Source organism: Micromonospora sp. WMMD737 (genome assembly GCF_049179055.1).
In the GTDB taxonomy this organism is placed as follows: domain Bacteria; phylum Actinomycetota; class Actinomycetes; order Mycobacteriales; family Micromonosporaceae; genus Micromonospora; species Micromonospora reichwaldensis.
This window is the reverse complement of sequence record NZ_JBMHMH010000001.1, coordinates 7,029,134-7,046,455: the sequence shown is the minus strand read 5'-3', so window position 1 is coordinate 7,046,455 and position 17,322 is coordinate 7,029,134. Positions and strand designations below refer to the sequence as shown.

General features: G+C 73.6%; 17 protein-coding genes. 10 read left to right on the top strand and 7 right to left on the bottom strand.

The genetic code is table 11. From position 1 onward, the window contains the following. Positions 1 to 11: 11 nt before the first annotated feature. From ACN27A_RS31210 to ACN27A_RS31195, 4 genes are all read left to right on the top strand, one after another. Positions 12 to 767 carry a Pr6Pr family membrane protein gene (locus ACN27A_RS31210; RefSeq protein ID WP_421458051.1) on the top strand — a complete coding sequence of 252 codons (756 nt, stop codon included), beginning with the start codon at positions 12 to 14 and terminating at the stop codon, positions 765 to 767. Positions 768 to 878: 111 nt separating this feature from the next. Beyond that, a complete protein-coding gene (locus tag ACN27A_RS31205; protein ID WP_421458050.1) occupies positions 879 to 1,925 on the top strand; it encodes an NAD(P)-dependent alcohol dehydrogenase in 1,047 nt (348 codons plus the stop codon). Between the two features lie 24 nt (positions 1,926 to 1,949). Then, positions 1,950 to 2,465, top strand: a complete 516-nt coding sequence (locus tag ACN27A_RS31200; protein WP_421458049.1) for a 2'-5' RNA ligase family protein — start codon at positions 1,950 to 1,952, stop codon at positions 2,463 to 2,465. A gap of 101 nt (positions 2,466 to 2,566) precedes the next feature. Then, positions 2,567 to 3,433, top strand: a complete 867-nt coding sequence (locus ACN27A_RS31195) for a S1 family peptidase (protein WP_421458048.1) — start codon at positions 2,567 to 2,569, stop codon at positions 3,431 to 3,433. Between the two features lie 52 nt (positions 3,434 to 3,485). Here the strand turns inward: ACN27A_RS31195 and ACN27A_RS31190 are convergent, their stop codons facing one another. The 4 genes from ACN27A_RS31190 to ACN27A_RS31175 all read right to left on the bottom strand — a co-directional run bounded on the left by ACN27A_RS31190 (position 3,486) and on the right by ACN27A_RS31175 (position 7,946). After that, on the bottom strand, positions 3,486 to 4,406 hold the full coding sequence (locus tag ACN27A_RS31190) for a carbohydrate ABC transporter permease (protein WP_421458047.1): 921 nt from the start codon (positions 4,404 to 4,406) through the stop codon (positions 3,486 to 3,488). After that, a complete protein-coding gene (locus ACN27A_RS31185) occupies positions 4,403 to 5,353 on the bottom strand; it encodes a carbohydrate ABC transporter permease (RefSeq protein ID WP_421458046.1) in 951 nt (316 codons plus the stop codon). The genes ACN27A_RS31190 and ACN27A_RS31185 overlap by 4 nt, the downstream gene beginning before the upstream one ends. A gap of 10 nt (positions 5,354 to 5,363) precedes the next feature. Then, positions 5,364 to 6,713, bottom strand: coding sequence for an extracellular solute-binding protein (locus ACN27A_RS31180; RefSeq protein ID WP_421458045.1), 1,350 nt, complete (start codon positions 6,711 to 6,713; stop codon positions 5,364 to 5,366). A gap of 156 nt (positions 6,714 to 6,869) precedes the next feature. Next, positions 6,870 to 7,946, bottom strand: coding sequence for an NYN domain-containing protein (locus ACN27A_RS31175; protein WP_421458044.1), 1,077 nt, complete (start codon positions 7,944 to 7,946; stop codon positions 6,870 to 6,872). A 149-nt stretch (positions 7,947 to 8,095) separates the two neighbouring features. Here ACN27A_RS31175 and ACN27A_RS31170 point away from each other — a divergent pair, with 149 nt between their 5' ends. From ACN27A_RS31170 to ACN27A_RS31160, 3 genes are all read left to right on the top strand, one after another. Next, entirely contained in the window at positions 8,096 to 9,385 is a 1,290-nt protein-coding gene (locus ACN27A_RS31170; protein WP_421458043.1) for a histidine kinase, read from the top strand. After that, positions 9,373 to 10,041, top strand: a complete 669-nt coding sequence (locus ACN27A_RS31165; protein WP_421458042.1) for a response regulator — start codon at positions 9,373 to 9,375, stop codon at positions 10,039 to 10,041. Before ACN27A_RS31170 ends, ACN27A_RS31165 begins: the two co-directional genes overlap by 13 nt. Positions 10,042 to 10,274: 233 nt before the next feature. Next, complete coding sequence (locus tag ACN27A_RS31160; RefSeq protein ID WP_421458041.1) at positions 10,275 to 11,423, top strand: endonuclease; 1,149 nt, start codon at positions 10,275 to 10,277, stop codon at positions 11,421 to 11,423. 200 nt (positions 11,424 to 11,623) lie between these two features. Here ACN27A_RS31160 and ACN27A_RS31155 read toward each other — a convergent pair whose 3' ends face one another. Further along, complete coding sequence (locus ACN27A_RS31155) at positions 11,624 to 12,787, bottom strand: LLM class flavin-dependent oxidoreductase (RefSeq protein WP_421458040.1); 1,164 nt, start codon at positions 12,785 to 12,787, stop codon at positions 11,624 to 11,626. Positions 12,788 to 12,977: 190 nt separating this feature from the next. Here ACN27A_RS31155 and ACN27A_RS31150 point away from each other — a divergent pair, with 190 nt between their 5' ends. From ACN27A_RS31150 to ACN27A_RS31140, 3 genes are read left to right on the top strand one after another with little or no spacing between them, the layout of a single operon-like run. Continuing rightward, on the top strand, positions 12,978 to 13,958 hold the full coding sequence (locus ACN27A_RS31150) for an aliphatic sulfonate ABC transporter substrate-binding protein (RefSeq protein ID WP_421458039.1): 981 nt from the start codon (positions 12,978 to 12,980) through the stop codon (positions 13,956 to 13,958). Continuing rightward, on the top strand, positions 13,955 to 14,785 hold the full coding sequence (locus tag ACN27A_RS31145) for an ABC transporter permease (RefSeq protein WP_421458038.1): 831 nt from the start codon (positions 13,955 to 13,957) through the stop codon (positions 14,783 to 14,785). The genes ACN27A_RS31150 and ACN27A_RS31145 overlap by 4 nt, the downstream gene beginning before the upstream one ends. Beyond that, the gene (locus ACN27A_RS31140; protein ID WP_421458037.1) at positions 14,758 to 15,489 is read left to right on the top strand and encodes an ABC transporter ATP-binding protein; all 732 of its coding nucleotides are present in this window, start codon (positions 14,758 to 14,760) and stop codon (positions 15,487 to 15,489) included. Before ACN27A_RS31145 ends, ACN27A_RS31140 begins: the two co-directional genes overlap by 28 nt. Positions 15,490 to 15,618: 129 nt before the next feature. Here ACN27A_RS31140 and ACN27A_RS31135 read toward each other — a convergent pair whose 3' ends face one another. Together ACN27A_RS31135 and ACN27A_RS31130 are read right to left on the bottom strand one after the other, a co-directional pair. Next, positions 15,619 to 16,185 carry a flavin reductase family protein gene (locus tag ACN27A_RS31135; RefSeq protein ID WP_421458036.1) on the bottom strand — a complete coding sequence of 189 codons (567 nt, stop codon included), beginning with the start codon at positions 16,183 to 16,185 and terminating at the stop codon, positions 15,619 to 15,621. A 444-nt stretch (positions 16,186 to 16,629) separates the two neighbouring features. Next, a complete protein-coding gene (locus tag ACN27A_RS31130) occupies positions 16,630 to 17,262 on the bottom strand; it encodes a CG0192-related protein (protein ID WP_421458035.1) in 633 nt (210 codons plus the stop codon). Positions 17,263 to 17,322: the final 60 nt, after the last annotated feature.

The window sequence follows — 17,322 nt, the reverse complement described above, 5'->3', positions numbered from 1 at the left end:
AGCTTGCCCCGATGAGTCTGCGGCGTCGACGCGTGGCGGTGGTCTTCCGCCTGGCGATCGTGATCAGCGTGCTGGCCGGGATCGTGCTCACCGCGCTCGGTTCCGCCACGCTCACCGGCCTGCTGCCCTACTTCACGATCCAGAGCAACCTCGCCGTCGGGCTCTTCGCCGGATACGCCGCCTGGCTGGCCCGGCAGGACCGGCCCGAGCCGCCCTCGGCGCTCAAGGGCGCGGTCACGCTCTACATCACCATCACCGGCGTGGTCTACCACCTGGTGCTGGCCAACCCGGCCAGCCCGTTCGCGATGCCGCAGGCCGACCGTACGCTCGGCGAGGCGCTGGGCAACCAGTTCCTGCACACCGTCGTGCCCCTGCTGGCGGTGGCGGACTGGGCGCTGTTCGACCGGCGGGGCCGGCTCCGCCCGCGCTACGCGGCCTGGTGGCTGGCGTTCCCCCTCGGATACCTCGGCTTCGCGCTGCTGCGCGGGCTGGTGGTGGACAGGTACCCGTACCCGTTCATCGACGCGGGCGAGTTGGGCTACGCCGGGGTGGCCGTCAGCGCGGTCTTCTTCGCCGCCGCGTTCTGGCTGCTGGGCCTGCTCCTCGTCGCCGTCGACCGGGGCCTGGGCCGCCGTGCCGGAGCGCCGGCCGCCCCCTCGACCGGCCCGGACGCCCCCTCGATGGCCCCGGACGCCCCCTCGATGACCCCCGAAACCCGCTCCACGGCCCCGGACGCCGCCCGGCCCGACGCGACGGCCCTGCCCTGAGGTCCACGCCTGCGGCGGCCCACCGCCACCGGAGCGTCGCGGCGGGCCGTTTGGGCTCCCGCGGAACGGGCAGCCGGCAGGCGGACCGGAAGCGGGAGAACGGGAGGCGTCATGCGCGCGCTGCGATTGCCCAACTGGAAGTCGGAGCCCGAACTGGTCGAGGTCGACGAGCCGACCCCGGGCCCGGGTCAGGTGGTCGTGAAGATCGGCGGTGCCGGCGCCTGCCACTCCGACCTGCACCTGATGCACGACTTCGAGGCCGGCGCGGTGCCCTGGAACCCGCCGTTCATCCTCGGCCACGAGAACGCCGGCTGGGTGCACGCGCTCGGCGACGGGGTGAGCGGGCTGACGGTGGGGCAGCCGGTGGCCGTCTACGGGCCGTGGGGCTGCGGCACCTGCGAACGCTGCCGGGTGGGCGTCGAGTCGTACTGCGAGAACGTCGCCGGGGCGCCGGTGCCCGGCGGGGGCGGCGGCCTCGGCCTGGACGGCGGCATGGCCGAGTACATGCTGGTGCCGCACGCCCGGCTCGTCGTGCCGCTGCCCGACGGGCTCGACCCGGTGCTGGCGGCGCCGCTGACCGACGCCGGGCTCACCCCGTACCACGCGATCCGCCGGTCCTGGGCGAAGCTCGGTCCGACCAGCACCGCCGTGGTGATCGGCGTGGGCGGGCTCGGGCACGTCGGCGTGCAGATCCTCAAGGCGACCACCGCGGCCCGGGTGATCGCGGTGGACACCCGCGAGGAGGCGCTGAGGCTCGGCGAGGAGTGCGGCGCCGACCTCACCATGCTCTCCGGCGCGGACACCGCCCAGGAGATCCGCCAGGCCACCGGCGGCCGGGGCGCCGACGTGGTCCTGGACTTCGTCGGCGCCGACCCGACCCTCGCGCTCGGCGCCGCCGCCGCCCGCACCGTCGGCGACCTCACCATCGTCGGCATCGGCGGCGGCACCCTGCCGGTGGGCTTCTTCTCGGTGCCGTACGAGGTGAGCATCCAGACCACGTACTGGGGCAGCCGGCCGGAACTCATCGAGGTGCTCGAACTGGGCGCCCGGGGCCTGGTGAAGCCGAAGGCCAGCACCTTCCCGCTGGACGAGGCGGTCGTCGCGTACCGGAAGATGCGCGACGGCACGCTGGAGGGCCGGGCGGTCGTCGTGCCGTGACCACCGCGACCCTAGGATGATCATGTGGTCGCGGCGCTGGAGCTCTACCTGGACACCGACGCCACCCGGCGGATCCGGGTGCTCTGGGACGCGCTGGAGTCCGAGGGCGTGCAGAGCATGCGGTCGCTGCTGGAGCAGCGTCACCGGCCACACGTCTCACTCGCCGTCGCGACCCGCTTCGATCCGGAGCGGGTCGCGGCGGCGTTGCGCGGGACGGTGGTGGCCGCGCCGCTGCGGCTGAGCTTCGCGCACGCCGGGCAGTTCGTCGGCCGGGTGCTGTGGCTGGGCCCGACCCCCACCGCCGAACTGCTCGCGCATCACGCACGGGTGCACGACCGGCTGGCCCAGGCGGGGATCGAGCTGGTCGAGCACTACCGGCCGGGGCGTTGGGTGCCGCACTGCACGCTGTCGATGCGGGTGCCGAACGCCCTGATGGCCGCCGCCGTGCGCCGTTGCCTGGAGATGCTGCCGCTGGAGGCCACCGTCGTCGGCGCGGCCCTCACCGACCACGCCCGGGGCATCTCCCAGCCGTTGCCGTAGCCGGACCGTGGACGGGTCGTCGGCACGACGAGCCGCTTGTCCGTGTCACGCCGGGGGTGGATCCTGTAGGGAATCGACAGAAACGAATCTATGGAGGTTCGATGCGTCGTCTCCCGCCCGCCCTGCTCCTGCTCGCCGCGCTGCTGCTCGGCCTGCCGACGCCCGCCCACGCCGCCCCCGGCCACGGCGGGGCCGCCCCCGACCACGACACCGGCCGCGCCGCGGCCGCGCTCGCGCAGGTCCGCACCGCCGGCACCGCCTGGGGGCTCGACCCCGCCACCGGCCGGATGACCCTGACCGTCGACGACACCGTCTCCGCCCGGGACGTCGCCGCGCTGCGGGCGACCGCCGCCCGGGCCGGTGCGGTGCTCCGGCACGAGCCGGGCGAGCTGCGCATCCTCATCGCCGGCGGGCAGGCGATCTACAGCGGCGGCCGGTGCTCCCTCGGCGCCAACGTCCGCAGCGGCACCACCTACTACTTCGTCACCGCCGGCCACTGCACCTCCGTCGGCACGACCTGGTACGCCAACAGCGCGCAAACCACAGTCCTCGGCAGCCGGGCGGGCAGCAGCTTCCCCGGCAACGACTACGGGCTGGTCCGCTACACGAGCCGGGTCGCCCACCCCAGCGCCGTCTACACGTACCCCGGCCTGCTCACCATCAACGGCGCCGGCAACGCCTACGTCGGCCAGGCGGTCTGTCGCAGCGGCTCCACGACGGGGGTGCGCTGCGGCACGGTCACCGCGCTCAACGCGACCGTCAACTACGCCGAGGGCAGCGTCTCCGGCCTGATCCGCACCAACATCTGCGCCGAGCCGGGCGACAGCGGCGGGCCGCTCTACGCCGCCGGCACCGGCACCATCCTCGGCATCCTCTCCGGTGGCAGCGGCAACTGCACCAGCGGTGGCACCACCTACTACCAGCCGATCATGGAGATCCTGGCCGCGTACGGCGTGACCGTCCCCTGACCCGTCGAGGCCCGGCCCGGCCCGCGCGACGGGCCGGGCCGGGCGCGGCGGGTCAGCCCTTGCGGCCGGTGGTGGCGATGCCCTCGACGAAGTGCCGCTGGGCGAGGAAGAACAGCACGAGCATCGGCACGGTCGCGATGACGCTGCCCGCGAGCACGACCTCCCACTGCTGCTCGCCGCCGTAGCCGAAGCGGTCCAGCACCACCTTGAGCCCGCGCGGCAGGGTGTACAGCTCCTCGTCGCGCAGGTAGATCAGCGGCTTCATCAGGTCCGTCCAGCTCGCCTTGAACTCGAAGACGAAGGCCACCAGCAGGGCGGGCCGGATCAGCGGGAAGGCCAGCTTCCAGAACAGCTGCGGATAGCTCGCCCCGTCGACCCGGGCCGCCTCGAAGTACTCGCGGGGCAGCGAGAGCAGGAACTGCCGCAGCAGGAAGATGTAGAACGCCGAGCCGAAGAGGTTGCCCGCCCACAGCGGCACCTGGGTGCCGGTCAGCCGCAGTTCCGTCCAGATCAGGTACGTCGGGATCATGGTCACCGCGAACGGCAGCATCATCGTCGCGAGCACCAGGCCGAACAGCAGGTCGCGCCCCGGGAACCGGAAGTACGCGAAACCGAACGCCACCCACGCGCTGGACAGCGTCACCGCGACCGCCGCCGCCGTGCCGACCACCACGCTGTTGGCCAGCCAGGTCACCATCGGCACCGCCTGCCACGCGTCGGCGTAGTTCCCCGGCGCGAACGGGGTGGGCAGGAACCCGCCGGAGAAGACGTACTCGCGGGGTCGCAGCGAGGCGCCGATCAGCCAGACGAACGGCAGCATGAACACCACGGCGGCGCCGACGAGCGCGACCACGAACAGCACCCGCTGCCACAGCGGGCGCCCGCTCTCCTCGGCCGTCGCGCGGCGGCCGGCGTCCCCCGGCGCGGTCACGGGTCCGGGCGCGGCGACCGCCCGCTCGACAGTGGCGGTCACGACCGGTCCCCCTCGTAGTAGACGAACCGGTTGCCGAGCTTCACCTGCACCAGCGTGATGATCAGGATGATCACGAAGAGCAGCCAGGCCATCGCGGAGGCGAAGCCCATGTGCAGGAACTGGAACGCCTCCTGGAACAGGTGGATCACGTAGAACGACGCCGCGTCGCTGTTGAACGACCCCTGCGTCTGCCGGTTGCCGAAGTACATGGTGTAGACCTCGGTGAACATCTGCAGCGACGAGATGGTGTTGACGATCAGTGTGAAGAACAGCGCGCCCGAGATCATCGGCAGCGTCACGTGCCGGAACCGCGCCCAGCCCCCGGCGCCGTCGATGCTCGCCGCCTCGTACAGGTCACGCGGCACGTTCTGCAGGGCGGCCAGGTAGATGATCACGGTGGAGCCGAGGCTCCACAGGCTCATCAGGACGATGCCGGGCATCACCCAGTCCGGGTCGGTGGTCCAGCTCGGACCCTCGACCCCGACCAGGGCGAGGCCGCGGTTGATCAGGCCGTCCTGGGTGTTGAGCAGGAGCAGGAACAGGATGCCCACGGCCACCGCCGGGGTCATCACCGGCAAATAGAAGACGGTACGGAAGAAGCCCTGCAACCGTCCCACCCGCTTCAGCAGCACCGCCAGCCCCAGCGAGATCGCCATCACCAGCGGTACGTGCAGGACGGTGTAGTACACGGTGTTGCCGAGGCTGCGCGCCACCATCGGGTCGGACATCAGCTCCCGGTAGTTGTCCAGCCCCGTGTACCGGGGGGCGCTGATCGCGTCGTACTCCGTGAGGCTGAGCCAGGCGCTGGCGATCATCGGCCCGGCGTTGAAGACCAGGAAACCGACGATCCACGGCGCCAGGAAGAGGTACGCCCAGCGCGCCTCCCGCCGGGCCAGCGGCGTACGGCGCCGCCGGCCCGTGGGAGCGGGGACGGTGGTGACGGCCATCCCCCCGGGCCTACTTCGAGGCCTTGTCGAGGGCGGCGGTCGCCTCCTGCTGGGCGCGGGCGAGGGCCTGCGCCGGTTGCGCCTGACCCGAGAGGACCCGGTTGACGGCGTCCGTCCAGGCCTTGTCGAACTCGGCGCCGGCCGGCGAGGCCGGCATCGCGAACGCGGCGTCCTGCACCGAGCGGATGGTGGCCACCGCGTCGTCGAAGCGCTTGTTGCCGGTCGGCTGGTAGATCTCGTCGAAGATCTTCTGGTCGGCGGCGACGTTGCCCGTGTAGACGCCGGTGAACGGCTGGCCGGCGGCCTTGCGCGCGTCGGCGCGGGCCTTGGCGGCGGCGACCCAGGTGTCGGTGGCGGTGACCTTCCTGGCGAAGGCGCACGCGGCGTCCGGGTTCTTCGCGCCCTTGGGGATCACCCAGGCCTGCCCCGAGGAGAGGGTCAGCGGCTTGCCCTGCCGGTCGACGAACGGCTTGACCACCAGTTCGGCCTTCGGGCTGTTCTTGGCGGCCTGGTTGAGGAACCACTCCTCCATGGGCCAGGCGACGATCTGGTTCTTCGCGAGCGGGTTCTGCGCACCGAAGAAGTCGAAGGTGTCGCGGAAGGACTTGAACTTGCCCCAGCCGCCCTGGTCCTGGATCAGCCGCACGCCGGTGGTGAGCGCCTCGGCGACCTTCGGGTCGTCGAGGTTGGCCTTGGTGCCGTCGGCGGAGAGGATGTCGACCCCGTTGGCCTTGGCCCACAGGGGCAGGAACTCGGGGATCTTCGGGTCGATGCCGATGCGGGAGAGCCGGCCGCCGGAGACGGTGGCGAGCTTGGCGTTGAGCGCGGGCAGCCCGGCCCAGTCCGCGAGGTCGACGTCGGCGGCGGTCAGGCCCGCCTGCCGCAGCAGCGCCTCGTTGAGGTAGAGCACCCGGACGCTGGAGAACTCGGGGATGCCGTAGACGGTGCCGTCGAGGGTGACCTGGTCCTTCGCGGCCGGCCGGTACTGCCCCATGTCGACGTCCTGCTTGTCGACGCAGTCGGTCAGCGGCTGGACGGAGCCGCGCTTGGCGTACGTGCCGACCAGCTTGCGGTCCATGTAGACCAGGTCGGGCGGGTTGCCGGAGGCGACCGCGGAGAGGAACTGCTGCTCGTCGAAGGCTCCCTCGACGATCTTCATCTCGACGCCCGGGTTGTCGCGCTTGAACGCGTCGACGCGCGTGGTCGCGATCTCGTCGGACAAACCGAAGCCCATCGTGGACAGCGTGCCTGTGGTGGCGGTACCGCCGCCCTCGTCGCCGTCACCGCCGACGCCCCCGCATCCGCTGACCGCCAGGGCGAGCACCCCGGCGATCGCGGCAGCACGCACCGTCCGTGTCATTGTCTCTCCTCCTGCCGATCGGCGGGCACCGATGCCCGCCTCGACCGGCACTTCTCCGGTCCGCGACCGCGCTAAACGTCTTCAGGAGGAATTGGCGTTTGTGGGAAACACAGGTCGAAAGGGAGCGCCGCCCCGACGCCGCCGGGCGGCAGCAGCTCAGGCGGCCCGGGGAGTGAGCAGATAGTCGTCGGCCTCGGGACTCCACCGCAGGTCGACGACGCCGCTGGTGGCAGCCGCCTTGCAGAACTGGAGGAAGCTGCGGTAACCCAGCTTCTTCTCGCTGAAGTCGGGCCGCGCCCGGCGCAGCTGGTTCTTCAGCCCGGAGAGGGCCACCGCGCCCTCGTCTCCGGCGAGGTCCGACACCACAGAGCCGAGCAGCCCGAACGCCACCTCCCGGTCGCCGTGCTCGGGCAGCGAGACCTCGGGGTCGCCCTTGGCGGGTCCCTCCGCCAGCTCGACCACGTTGTGCTGGGCGAGGTGCCGCATGAGCTCCCCGAAGGTGCGGAACCCGTAGTCGGACTCGCTGAACGTCGGGTCCTTGCGCAGCAGGGTGCGCTTCAAGGTCGAGGCCGTCACCTCGCCGCTCGAACTGCCCTGGAGGCCGGCGACGGTCTGCGCCACGAGCACGGCGAGCGTGTCGACGTCCCGGCCGGCCTCCTCGGCCGCCGGCTGCGGCTCGGGCTCCTGCTCCACCCGCGGCACGTCGGGGCTGGGCAGGCGGGCCGGGCGGCCCCGCCGGACCCGGGCGGGAGGGATGTCGACGCCCTCCAACCGGTCGTAGTAGAGGAACTCGTCGCACGCGGGCGGCAGCAGCGCCGAGGTCGACTTCTCCACGCCCACCCCGATGACGCGCTTGTTCAGCTCCCGGAGCTTGTGGACCAACGGGGTGAAGTCGCTGTCGCCGGTGCAGATCACGAAGGTCGAGATGTACCCGCGCTCGAAGGCCAGCTCCACCGCGTCCACGGCCATCTTGATGTCGGCGGCGTTCTTGCGCGAGGCCCCCATCCGCTGGGGAATCTCGATCAGCTCGACGTGCGACCGCGTGAGCATCCGCCGGTCCTCGTCGAAGTACGACCAGTCCGCGTACGCCCGGCGCACCACCACCCGGCCGCGCTCGGCGAGGGCGTCGGCGATGGGACGGAAGTCGAAGGCCACGCCGCCGAGGTGGTCGCGGGCCCCCAGCGCGAGGTTCTCGTAGTCGAGGAAGAGGGCGATGCGGTCTTCGTGATCCACGCAGGTCAGCCTACCCCCGGCGGGGCGTCGCACCGTCGCGTCCGCCGCTGGCCCGCCGGGGCATCCGGCCACCGGGTAGTGCTGGCCCTACCCGGGAACTACCTCCAGACGGCTGGGTCGGCGCGTCGCCCGCCGTTAGCGTCAGCGGCATGACGACAGCCCGTCCCCTGTGCCTGGCCGAGGCGCTGCGCCGGCCCGGATACCTGCTCTCCCCGTGGCCGTGGCGCGCGCTGGCCTACCTGCTCACCACCGTCCCGGTCGCCGGGGTGCTCGCCGTCGGGCTGCTCGTCGTCGCGGCGCCCCTGCTGGCGGCGGTCAACGCCGCCCGGCAGGGCCGCCCGGTCGAGCTGCCCCTCGTGCTGTTCCTGGCCGTCGGCGCGCTGACGGTACTGGCGTCGGCCCCGGTCGTGAGCATCGCGGTGACCGCCGTGGAACGGCAGCGGCTCGGCCTCGTGGACGGGCGGCCGTTGCCGGCGTACCGGTGGCGGGGCCTGGCCGCGCGCTACACCGGCGCCGACGCGTGGCGGGAGGTCGCTCACACCTTCTGGCTGGGCGGCGTCGTGCCGCTCGGCTACGCCGTGTCCACCCTGCTCGTGCTGCTCGACCTCACGCTTGTCGCCAGCCCCTGGCTGGTGGGCGACGCCGACGAGGTCATCGTGGTCTGGACCACCGTCGACACGGCCGGCGAGGCCGTCCCGTACGCCGTCCTCGGGGTCCTGCTCCTCCCGGTGCTCTGGTACGGGCTCGGCGTGCTCGCCGCGGCCCAGGGCGCGGTGGCGCGGTGGCTGCTCGGCCGGCCCGCCGACGGGGCGGCCCTGCGGGAGGTCAGCCGCTCGCGGGCCCGGCTGGTCGACGCGTACGAGACCGAACGCCGCCGCATCGAGCGCGACATGCACGACGGCGCGCAGCCCCGGCTGACCAGCCTCACCCTCCACCTGGGCCTGGCCCGGCTGGACGTGCCCGAGGACTCCCCCGCCGCCGCCCCGCTCGCCGTGGCGCACGACCAGGCCAAGAACCTGATGGTCGAGCTCCGGCAGATCGTGCAGGGCATCCGCCCGCAGAGCCTCACCGACCTCGGCCTGGCCGGCGCGGTACGGGAACTGGCCGGCGAGGCCACCGTCCCGGTCACCGTCCACGCCGACCTCGGGCAGCCGCTGCCCGAACTCGTCGAGAGCACCGCGTACTTCGTGGTGTCGGAGGCGCTGGGCAACGTCGTCCGGCACGCCGGGGCGACCCGGGCCGAGGTCCGGCTCGTCCAGGCCGACGGCGAACTCGTCGTCGAGATCTCCGACGACGGCCACGGCGGGGCCGACCCGGCGCGGGGCACCGGCCTGACCGGCCTCGCCGACCGGGTCGCCGCAGTCGACGGGCGGCTGCTGCTCGCCAGCCCGCCCGGCGGCCCCACGCTCGTCCGGGTGGAGTTGCCGTGCCGCCGGTGACGCGCGTCGTGCTCGCCGAGGACGAGGTCCTCCTGCGTGAGGGCCTCGCCGGCCTGCTGGCCCGGTTCGACTTCGAGGTGGTCGCCGCCGTCGGCACGGCACCGCAGTTGCGCGACGCGGTCCGGGCGCACGAGCCGGATCTGGTGGTGACCGACATCCGGATGCCGCCCGGCCCGCACGACGACGGGCTGCGGGCCGCCGTCGACCTGCGCGCCGAACGGCCCCGGCTCGCCGTCATGGTGCTGAGCCAGCACGTGCAGGCCGAGTACGCCGCCGCCCTGCTCGCCAGCGGCGACGGCCGGGGCGTCGGCTACCTGCTCAAGGACCGGATCGCCGAGGTCGCCGAGTTCGCCGGGCAGCTGCGTACGGTCGCCGGCGGCGGCACGATCGTCGACCCCGACGTGGTGCGGCGGCTGCTGCACCGCCCGCGCGACCCGCTCGCGGCCCTGTCCGCCCGGGAGCGCGAGGTGCTGACGCTGCTCGCCGAGGGGCACTCCAACGCGGCGATCGCCGCGCGGCTGCACGTCACCGAGGCGGCCATCGGCAAGCACATCGGCAACGTCCTGGCGAAGCTCGGCCTGCCGCCCAGCGACGACACCAACCGCCGGGTGCTGGCGGCCCTCACCTACCTGCGCGCGGGCCCGTCGCCACGGTAGCCACCTCCGGCGCGACTGGTGGCCGGCTCCGGCGCGGCCGTGCGCCGGGCAGGTGCGGCCGTGCGCCGGGCAGGCGCGACCGTGCGCCGGGCAGGTGCAACCGTGCGCCGGGCAGGTGCAACCGCCGCGCCGAAAGTTGCGGTCCCGATCTCCCGCCGTTCACCCGCGCCCCGATAGCATCGCTGCTCATGAATACGAGGAGCAGTACCCGTTCGGGCCCCAGAAGGCTGGCGATGGCGTTCGCACTGGCCGTCGCCCTGGTGGCGCCCGTGGCGGTCACGGCGGCGGCGTCGGCCGCCGGGCCCCTTACCGTGGCCCAGGCGCTCGCCGCGCAGGACGGCCGGACGGCCGCCGTGACCGGCTACGTCATCGGCCAGCCGACCAGCGCCACGACGGTGCTCAGGTCCGGCTTCACCGCCGACACCGCGATCGCGATCGCCGACACGGCCGCCGAGACCGGCGCGAGCAGGATGCTCTACGTCCAGGTCACCGCCGCCTACCGGAGCACGTTCGGGCTGCTCACCAACCCGGGCCTGCGGGGCCAGCGGATCACCGCCACCGGCACGCTCACCGCCTACTTCAGCCACGGCGGCCTGAAGAACCCGACGGCGATGACCCTCGGCGGCACCACGCCATCGCCGAGCCAGTCCCCGACTCCGGCCCCCACGGGCACCCCGGTACCCGGCGGCGACTACGACTCCACCTACTACGCCAACGCGATCGGCAAGTCCGGCACGGCGCTGCGCAGCTCGCTGCACTCGATCATCAAGGTGCAGACGAAGCTCTCCTACGACCAGGTGTGGGAGGCGCTGAAGGACACCGACCAGGACCCGGCCAACACCAACAACGTCATCCTGCTCAACACCGGCCGGTCGCAGAGCAAGAGCAGCAACGGCGGCGGCGTGAACGACTGGAACCGCGAGCACGTCTGGGCCAAGTCGCACGGCGACTTCGGCACCGCGACCGGGCCGGGCACGGACGTCCACCACCTCCGGCCGGAGGACGTCTCGGTCAACTCGACGCGCGGCAACAAGGACTTCGACACCGGCGGCAGCCCCGTCGCCGAGGCGCCGGGCTGCTACACCGACGCCGACTCGTGGGAGCCGCGCAACGCGGTCAAGGGCGACGTGGCACGCATGCTGATGTACATGGCGATCCGGTACGAGGGCACCGACGGCTGGCCCAACCTGGAGCTGAACCAGTCGGTCAACAACGGCAGTGCGCCGTACCACGGCAAGATGTCGGTGCTGCTCCAGTGGAACCTGGCCGACCCGCCGGACGCCTTCGAGAAGCGCCGCAACCAGCGGATCTACGAGCGCTGGCAGGGCAACCGGAACCCGTTCGTCGACCACCCGGAGTGGGCGACCGCCATCTGGGGCTGACCTCGCCACCGCGGCGTGTCCCGGCCGGTCCTCCGTCGGGGGACCGGCCGACCGGCGGGCGGTCGATCGGCACCCGCCCGTGGGACCGGCGTGCCACGCGCCGCGCCCGCGCCTGATCCGTCCGCCCGCGCCCCGGACGGACCCGGCAGGCCGGCGGGCCCGGGCGGATCCACCGGCCCGGCCCGCCGGGGCGGAGATCGTCACCGCGCGCCGGCGGGTTCCGGGACGAACGGCAGGCTCCTCGGCTGCACCGGCTGGGCCTCGCCGGCCGGGTGTCGCCACAGCCCCCGCGCGCGCAGGATCGGCAGCACGCCCTCGCCGAACCAGTACGCCTCCTCCAGGTGCGGGTGGCCGGAGAGGATGAACTCGTCCAGGCCGAGCGCGTGGTACTCGGCGATCCGGTCCGCCACCTCCGTGTGGCTGCCCACCAGGGCCGTGCCGGCGCCGCCCCGGACCAGGCCGAAGCCGGCCCAGAGGTTGGGCGCGACCTCCAGCCCGTCGCGGGAGCCCCCGTGCAGGTCGAGCATCCGGCGCTGCCCCTCGGACTCGCTGCCGCGCAGCCCCGCCTGGGCTGCCCGCAGGTCGTCCTCGGCGATGCCGTCGAGCAGGCGGCGGGCCTGCGCCCAGGCCTCCTCGGCGGTGTCCCGGGTGATGACGTGCAGCCGGATGCCGAAGCGCAGCTCGCGGCCGGCCTCGGCGGCCAGCGCACGGACCCGGTCGAGCTTGCCGGCCACCTGGGCCGGCGGCTCGCCCCAGGTCAGGTAGACGTCGCTGTGCCGCACCGCCACCGGCAGCGCGGCGGCGGAGGAGCCGCCGAAGTAGATGGGCGGGACCGGGTCGGGCAGCCGGTTGAGCCGGCCCTGCGCGATCCGCAGGTGCTCGCCGGCGTGGTCGACGGTCTCGCCGCGCCACAGCGCCCGCACGACGTGCAGGAACTCGTCGGTGCGCGCGTACCGGGCGTCCTTGTCCAGGAAGTCGCCGTAGGCGCGCTGCTCGTGCGACTCGCCGCCGGTGACGACGTTGACCATCAGCCGGCCGCCGGAGAGCCGCTGGAACGTCGAGGCCATCTGCGCCGCCAGCGCGGGCGTGAGCAGTCCGGGGCGGAAGGCGACCAGGAACTTCAGCCGCTCGGTCACCTCGGTGAGCATCGCGGTGCTCAGCCAGGCGTCCTCGCACCAGGCGCCGGTCGGGGTGAGCGCGCCGACGAAGCCGAGCTGCTCGGCGGTCCGCGCGATCTGGCCCAGGTAGGCGACGGTCGCCGGGCGGGCGCCGCCGGCCGTGCCGACCGGCACGCCGTGGCCCCCGCCGACGATGTCCCGGCTGTCGCCGTAGGTGGGCAGGAACCAGTGGAAGGTGAGGGCCATCCGGATCTTTCCTCCAGTGCGGTGGCGAGAAGAGGTGCGGCGGAGCATGCGGCCGGCGGTCGGGTGCTCCTGAGGGGTGGGACGATCCCGGCGACAGTCTACCCATAAAACCTATCGGGTTAGTAGGCTTAATGCGATCGGCGGCTGTCAGTGCCGTCGCGCCCCCAGGTCCATCTCCGTAGGAGCTGTCATGCGAACCCCCAGAACGGCCCTCCCCCGTCGGCACCGCCTGGTGACGGCACTGCTCACCGCCGTGGCACTGGTCGCGGTCGGCGGCGTCAGCGCCTGCGGCGACGGGTCCGCGGCGGCCGGCGGCGACGAGGGCCCACTTCGGATCGGCTACCAGCGCTTCGGCGGACTGAGCCTGGTCAAGGCCCGCAACGCCGCTCCCGATGTGGAGTGGTCGTTGTTCGAGAGCGGCCCGGCGCTCACCGAGGCGCTCAAGGCCGGCTCGATCGACATCGGGCAGGTCGGCGAGGCGCCGCCCGTCTTCGCCGCGGCGGCCAAGATCCCGTTCTCCGTCATCGGCACCTCCGCGCCCGTCCCGCAGGGCGAGGCGGTGCTGGTCAAGGACGACAGCGGTTACCGCACCTTCGCCGACCTGCGGGGCAGGACGGTGGCCCTGAACAAGGGCTCCAACGTGCACTGGCTGCTCGTGCGCCTGCTGGAGGCGCACAAGATGACGTTGGACGACATCAACGTCAGGTACCTCAAGCCCGCCGAGGGACGGCCCGCGTTCGACAACGGGCAGGTCGACGCCTGGATCATCTGGGACCCGTACTTCGCCCTGGCCGAGCGGCCCGGGGTCCGGGTGCTCGCCGACGCCACCGGCCTCGCCAGCAACCGGGAGTACGTCCTGGCCGCCCCGGACGCCGTGCAGAACCGGTCGGACGACATCCAGGCGTTCCTGCGGACGTACCGGACGGTGACGGACTGGGGCATCGCCAACCCCGACGAGCGCGCCCGCACCCTCGCGCCAGAGCTGAAGATCGCGCAGGACGTCACCGAACGCGCCCTGCTCCGCAGCGCCAAGCCCCTGTCCCCGGTCACCCCGGCCATCGGCGACGAACTCCAGGCGATCGCGGACGGCTTCGTCGCGCTGAAGCTCGTCCCGGGGCCGGTCGACATCCGGGGCCGCGTCGACGGCCGGTTCAACGAGGTCTTCCAGTGAGTCGTACGACGCTGGCCGACGCCCCGGCCCCGGCGACCGCACCGACGTGGCCTGAGCGACCCGCGCGGCCGGCCCGGCGGTGGCGCCGGGCCGCCAGCCCGCTGCTGCTGGTGCTCTGCTGGGAGCTGGCCGCCCGGATCGGGCTGCTGGCGCCCGAGAAGCTGCCGACGCCGAGCGACGTGCTGGCCACCGGATGGCGGCTGTCCCGCGACGGCACCCTGGCCGTCCACCTGGTCGACTCGCTCACCCGGGCCGGCGTCGGCCTGCTGATCGGCGGGGGTCTCGCCCTGCTGCTCGGTACCGTGGCGGGGTTGCTCCGGCTCGGCGACGACCTCGTCGACCCCCCGGTGCAGATGGCCCGGATGCTTCCCCACCTGGGACTGGTGCCGCTGCTGATCATCTGGGTCGGCATCGGCGAGTCGCTCAAGATCAGTCTGGTGGCCCTGGGTGCGTTCTTCCCGATCTACTTCAACACCTACGCCGGCATCCGGGACATCGACGAACGCCTCGTCGAGGCGGCCCGGACGTGCGGGCTGGGGCAGGCCGCCCGGCTGCGCCACGTGGTGCTGCCCGGCGCGCTGCCCGCCCTCTTCCTCGGCCTACGCCTGGCGATCGGGGCGGCCTGGCTCAGCCTGGTCGTCGGCGAGCAGGTCAACGCCCAGACCGGGATCGGCTTCCTGATGATGGAGGCCCGCGAGTTCAGCCAGACGGACGTGGTCGTGCTCGGCCTGCTGATCTACGCGCTGCTCGGCCTGGCGTCCGACCTGGCGCTGCGTGTCGCGGAGAGGAGGACGCTGACATGGCGTCGCGGACTGCGGGCGACCTGACGGACGCGGGGCCGGTGCTGACCGCCCGCACCGTACGCCGGGCCTTCGGCCCGACGGTCGTGCTGGCCGGCGTCGATCTGACCATCGCCCCCGGCGAGGTGGTGGCCCTGCTGGGCGGCAGCGGCTCCGGCAAGAGCACCCTGCTGCGCATCCTCGCCGGCCTCGACGGCGAGGCCACCGGCGGGACCACCGTGCACGGCACGGCCGCCGTGGTGTTCCAGGAGCACCGGCTGCTGCCCTGGAAACGGGTGGCCGAGAACGTCGGGCTCGGCCTGTCCGGCCCGGATACGGACCGACGGATCGACCGGGCCCTGACCGAGGTCGGGCTCGCCGACCGGCGCCGCGCCTGGCCCGCCGAGCTCTCCGGCGGCCAGGCCCAGCGGGTGGCCGTCGCCCGGGCGCTGGTCCGCGAGCCCGACCTGCTGCTGCTCGACGAGCCGTTCGGCGCCCTCGACGCGCTCACCCGGCTGCGGATGCAGGGGCTGCTGCGCCGGCTGCGCGCCGAGCACGGCTTCGCCGCCCTGCTGGTCACCCACGACGTGGACGAGGCCCTGCTGCTCGCCGACCGGATCCTGCTGCTGGAAGGGGGCGTCATCGCCGAGGAACTCCCGGTCGACCTGGGCAACGGCCGTACGCCGGACGATCCGGCCTTCGGCGCGCTGCGCCGCCACCTGCTGGACCGCCTCGGCGTGCCGGCCGCCTGACCGCGCCGCCGGCCCCGCACCGGCCGGCCGTCGCCGCCGAGATCCGTCCACGGCCCCGGCCCCACCCGGCAGATCCGGGTGGGGCCGGGGCCGCTCACGCCGATCCGGGCCGACCGGCGGGAAGCCGGGTCACGCGGCCTCTCGGCCCGCCCCGTCGACCCCGGTGTAGCGGCCCTGGTGGTGCAGCAGCGGCGAGCCGCCGTCGGCGTGCCGGATCAGTTCCGGCTCGGCCAGCACGACGGCGTGATCGCCGACGGGCACCCGGTCGACGACCCGGCAGAGCAGCCAGGCCAGGACGCCCCCGAGGATCGGCGCCCCCTCCGGTCCGGTACGCCACCGGGTGGGGGTGGCGAACCGGTCGATGCCGCTGGTGGCGAAGGTGCGGGCCAGTTCCCGCTGGTCTTCGGCGAGCAGGTGCACCGCCACGTGGCGGGCGCCCGCCAGGGTCGGCCAACTGGACGATCCGAGGTTCACGCAGAACGACACGACCGGCGGCACCAGCGACACCGAGGTGAACGACGTGGCGGTGAAGCCGACCGGCGGCGCGCCGGGCGCGGTGACCACGGTGACGGTGCTGGCCTGGTGGCGCAGCACCGTACGCAGCGCCCGGGCGTCGGCGTCGACCGTCCACCCACCCTCCGGGCCGTCCCGCCACTGTGGGACGAGGGGGTCGGTGTCGTGCCGCGCGATGACCATCGGAACCTTCCGGAGGGGAGTCAGGCAGAGAGTCGTGACGGAGCGGCGACGCCGGCCCTGCCGCCCGCGGCGACGCCACGCGGACCTCGGTCCACGGCGGCATCCTGGAGTCGGAGAGCGCCGGGACCAGGAACCGCACCCGCGGGTCGTCGACGACCGCGACGGGTGGCCGCGCCCGCCGCGTCGAGGTGGCAGGTGATCACCGAGGCGGCGACGAAGCCGGGAACCGACCGGTGCGCCCCTCGGGCGCGACGCGATCGGCGGTCAGGCCGCCGGGCGCGGACCGGGACAGAGCTGCGAGGCGACCCGCATCAGGTCGACGACCCGGCGGGAGGTGAACAGCGGTACGCGCGGCATGGCCCCATTTTCCTACCGGATCAGTAGGAATACAAGCCCCTTCGCCGCCGGTGGGCCGAAGGAGGTCGGCGCCGGCGGTGCGTTCCGTCAGCGTTGGCGGGCGTACGCCAGCGGCAGAGGGCTCGGCTGGCCGCTCCACGTGCCGGTCAGCACGGCGCCCTCCGACGCGGTGCCGCCGTCGGGGCGGCGCACGACGGCCAGCTCCACGGAGTCGGTGACGATGACGGTGAGGTCGTCCTCCACCACGCGACGCACGGCACCGACGGGCGGGACCTCGGCGCCCCGGGGGCCGCTGCCGGCGATGGTCATCGACAGCTCGCGGTACTCCCGCCGGCCGTCGACCTCGAAGTACTCCTGCGCCTGCCCGGCGTCGGCGAGGACGGCCGCCGCCAGCGTCGCGGCGTAGACGGGGTCGGCGCACGCGTCGTAGACCCAGCGGCGGCCGAGCACGGAGTGCTCGGTGGTGCCGACGAGCCAGTCGTCGCCGCCGTCGAGGGGCGCGTCGCGGTAGGTCAGCGGGACCTGGTGGATCGGCCCGTCGCCGGCCCTGACGATCAGCGTCTCGACGCCGACGGCGCCGGCCGGATCGTCGAACCGGTAGGCCGCCACGCGCTCGACGTCGGCGCCGGCCGGCCCCTGGTACCACGGTCGGCCGGGCAGCCACGCCGCCAGGAGTGCGAACTTCGTGGGGCGCATCTCCGCCCGGTACAACAGCGCCATACGCCGCATCGTAGGGGCACCTCCGTGCCCGCGCTGACCCGGCCGCACCGCGACGCGCCC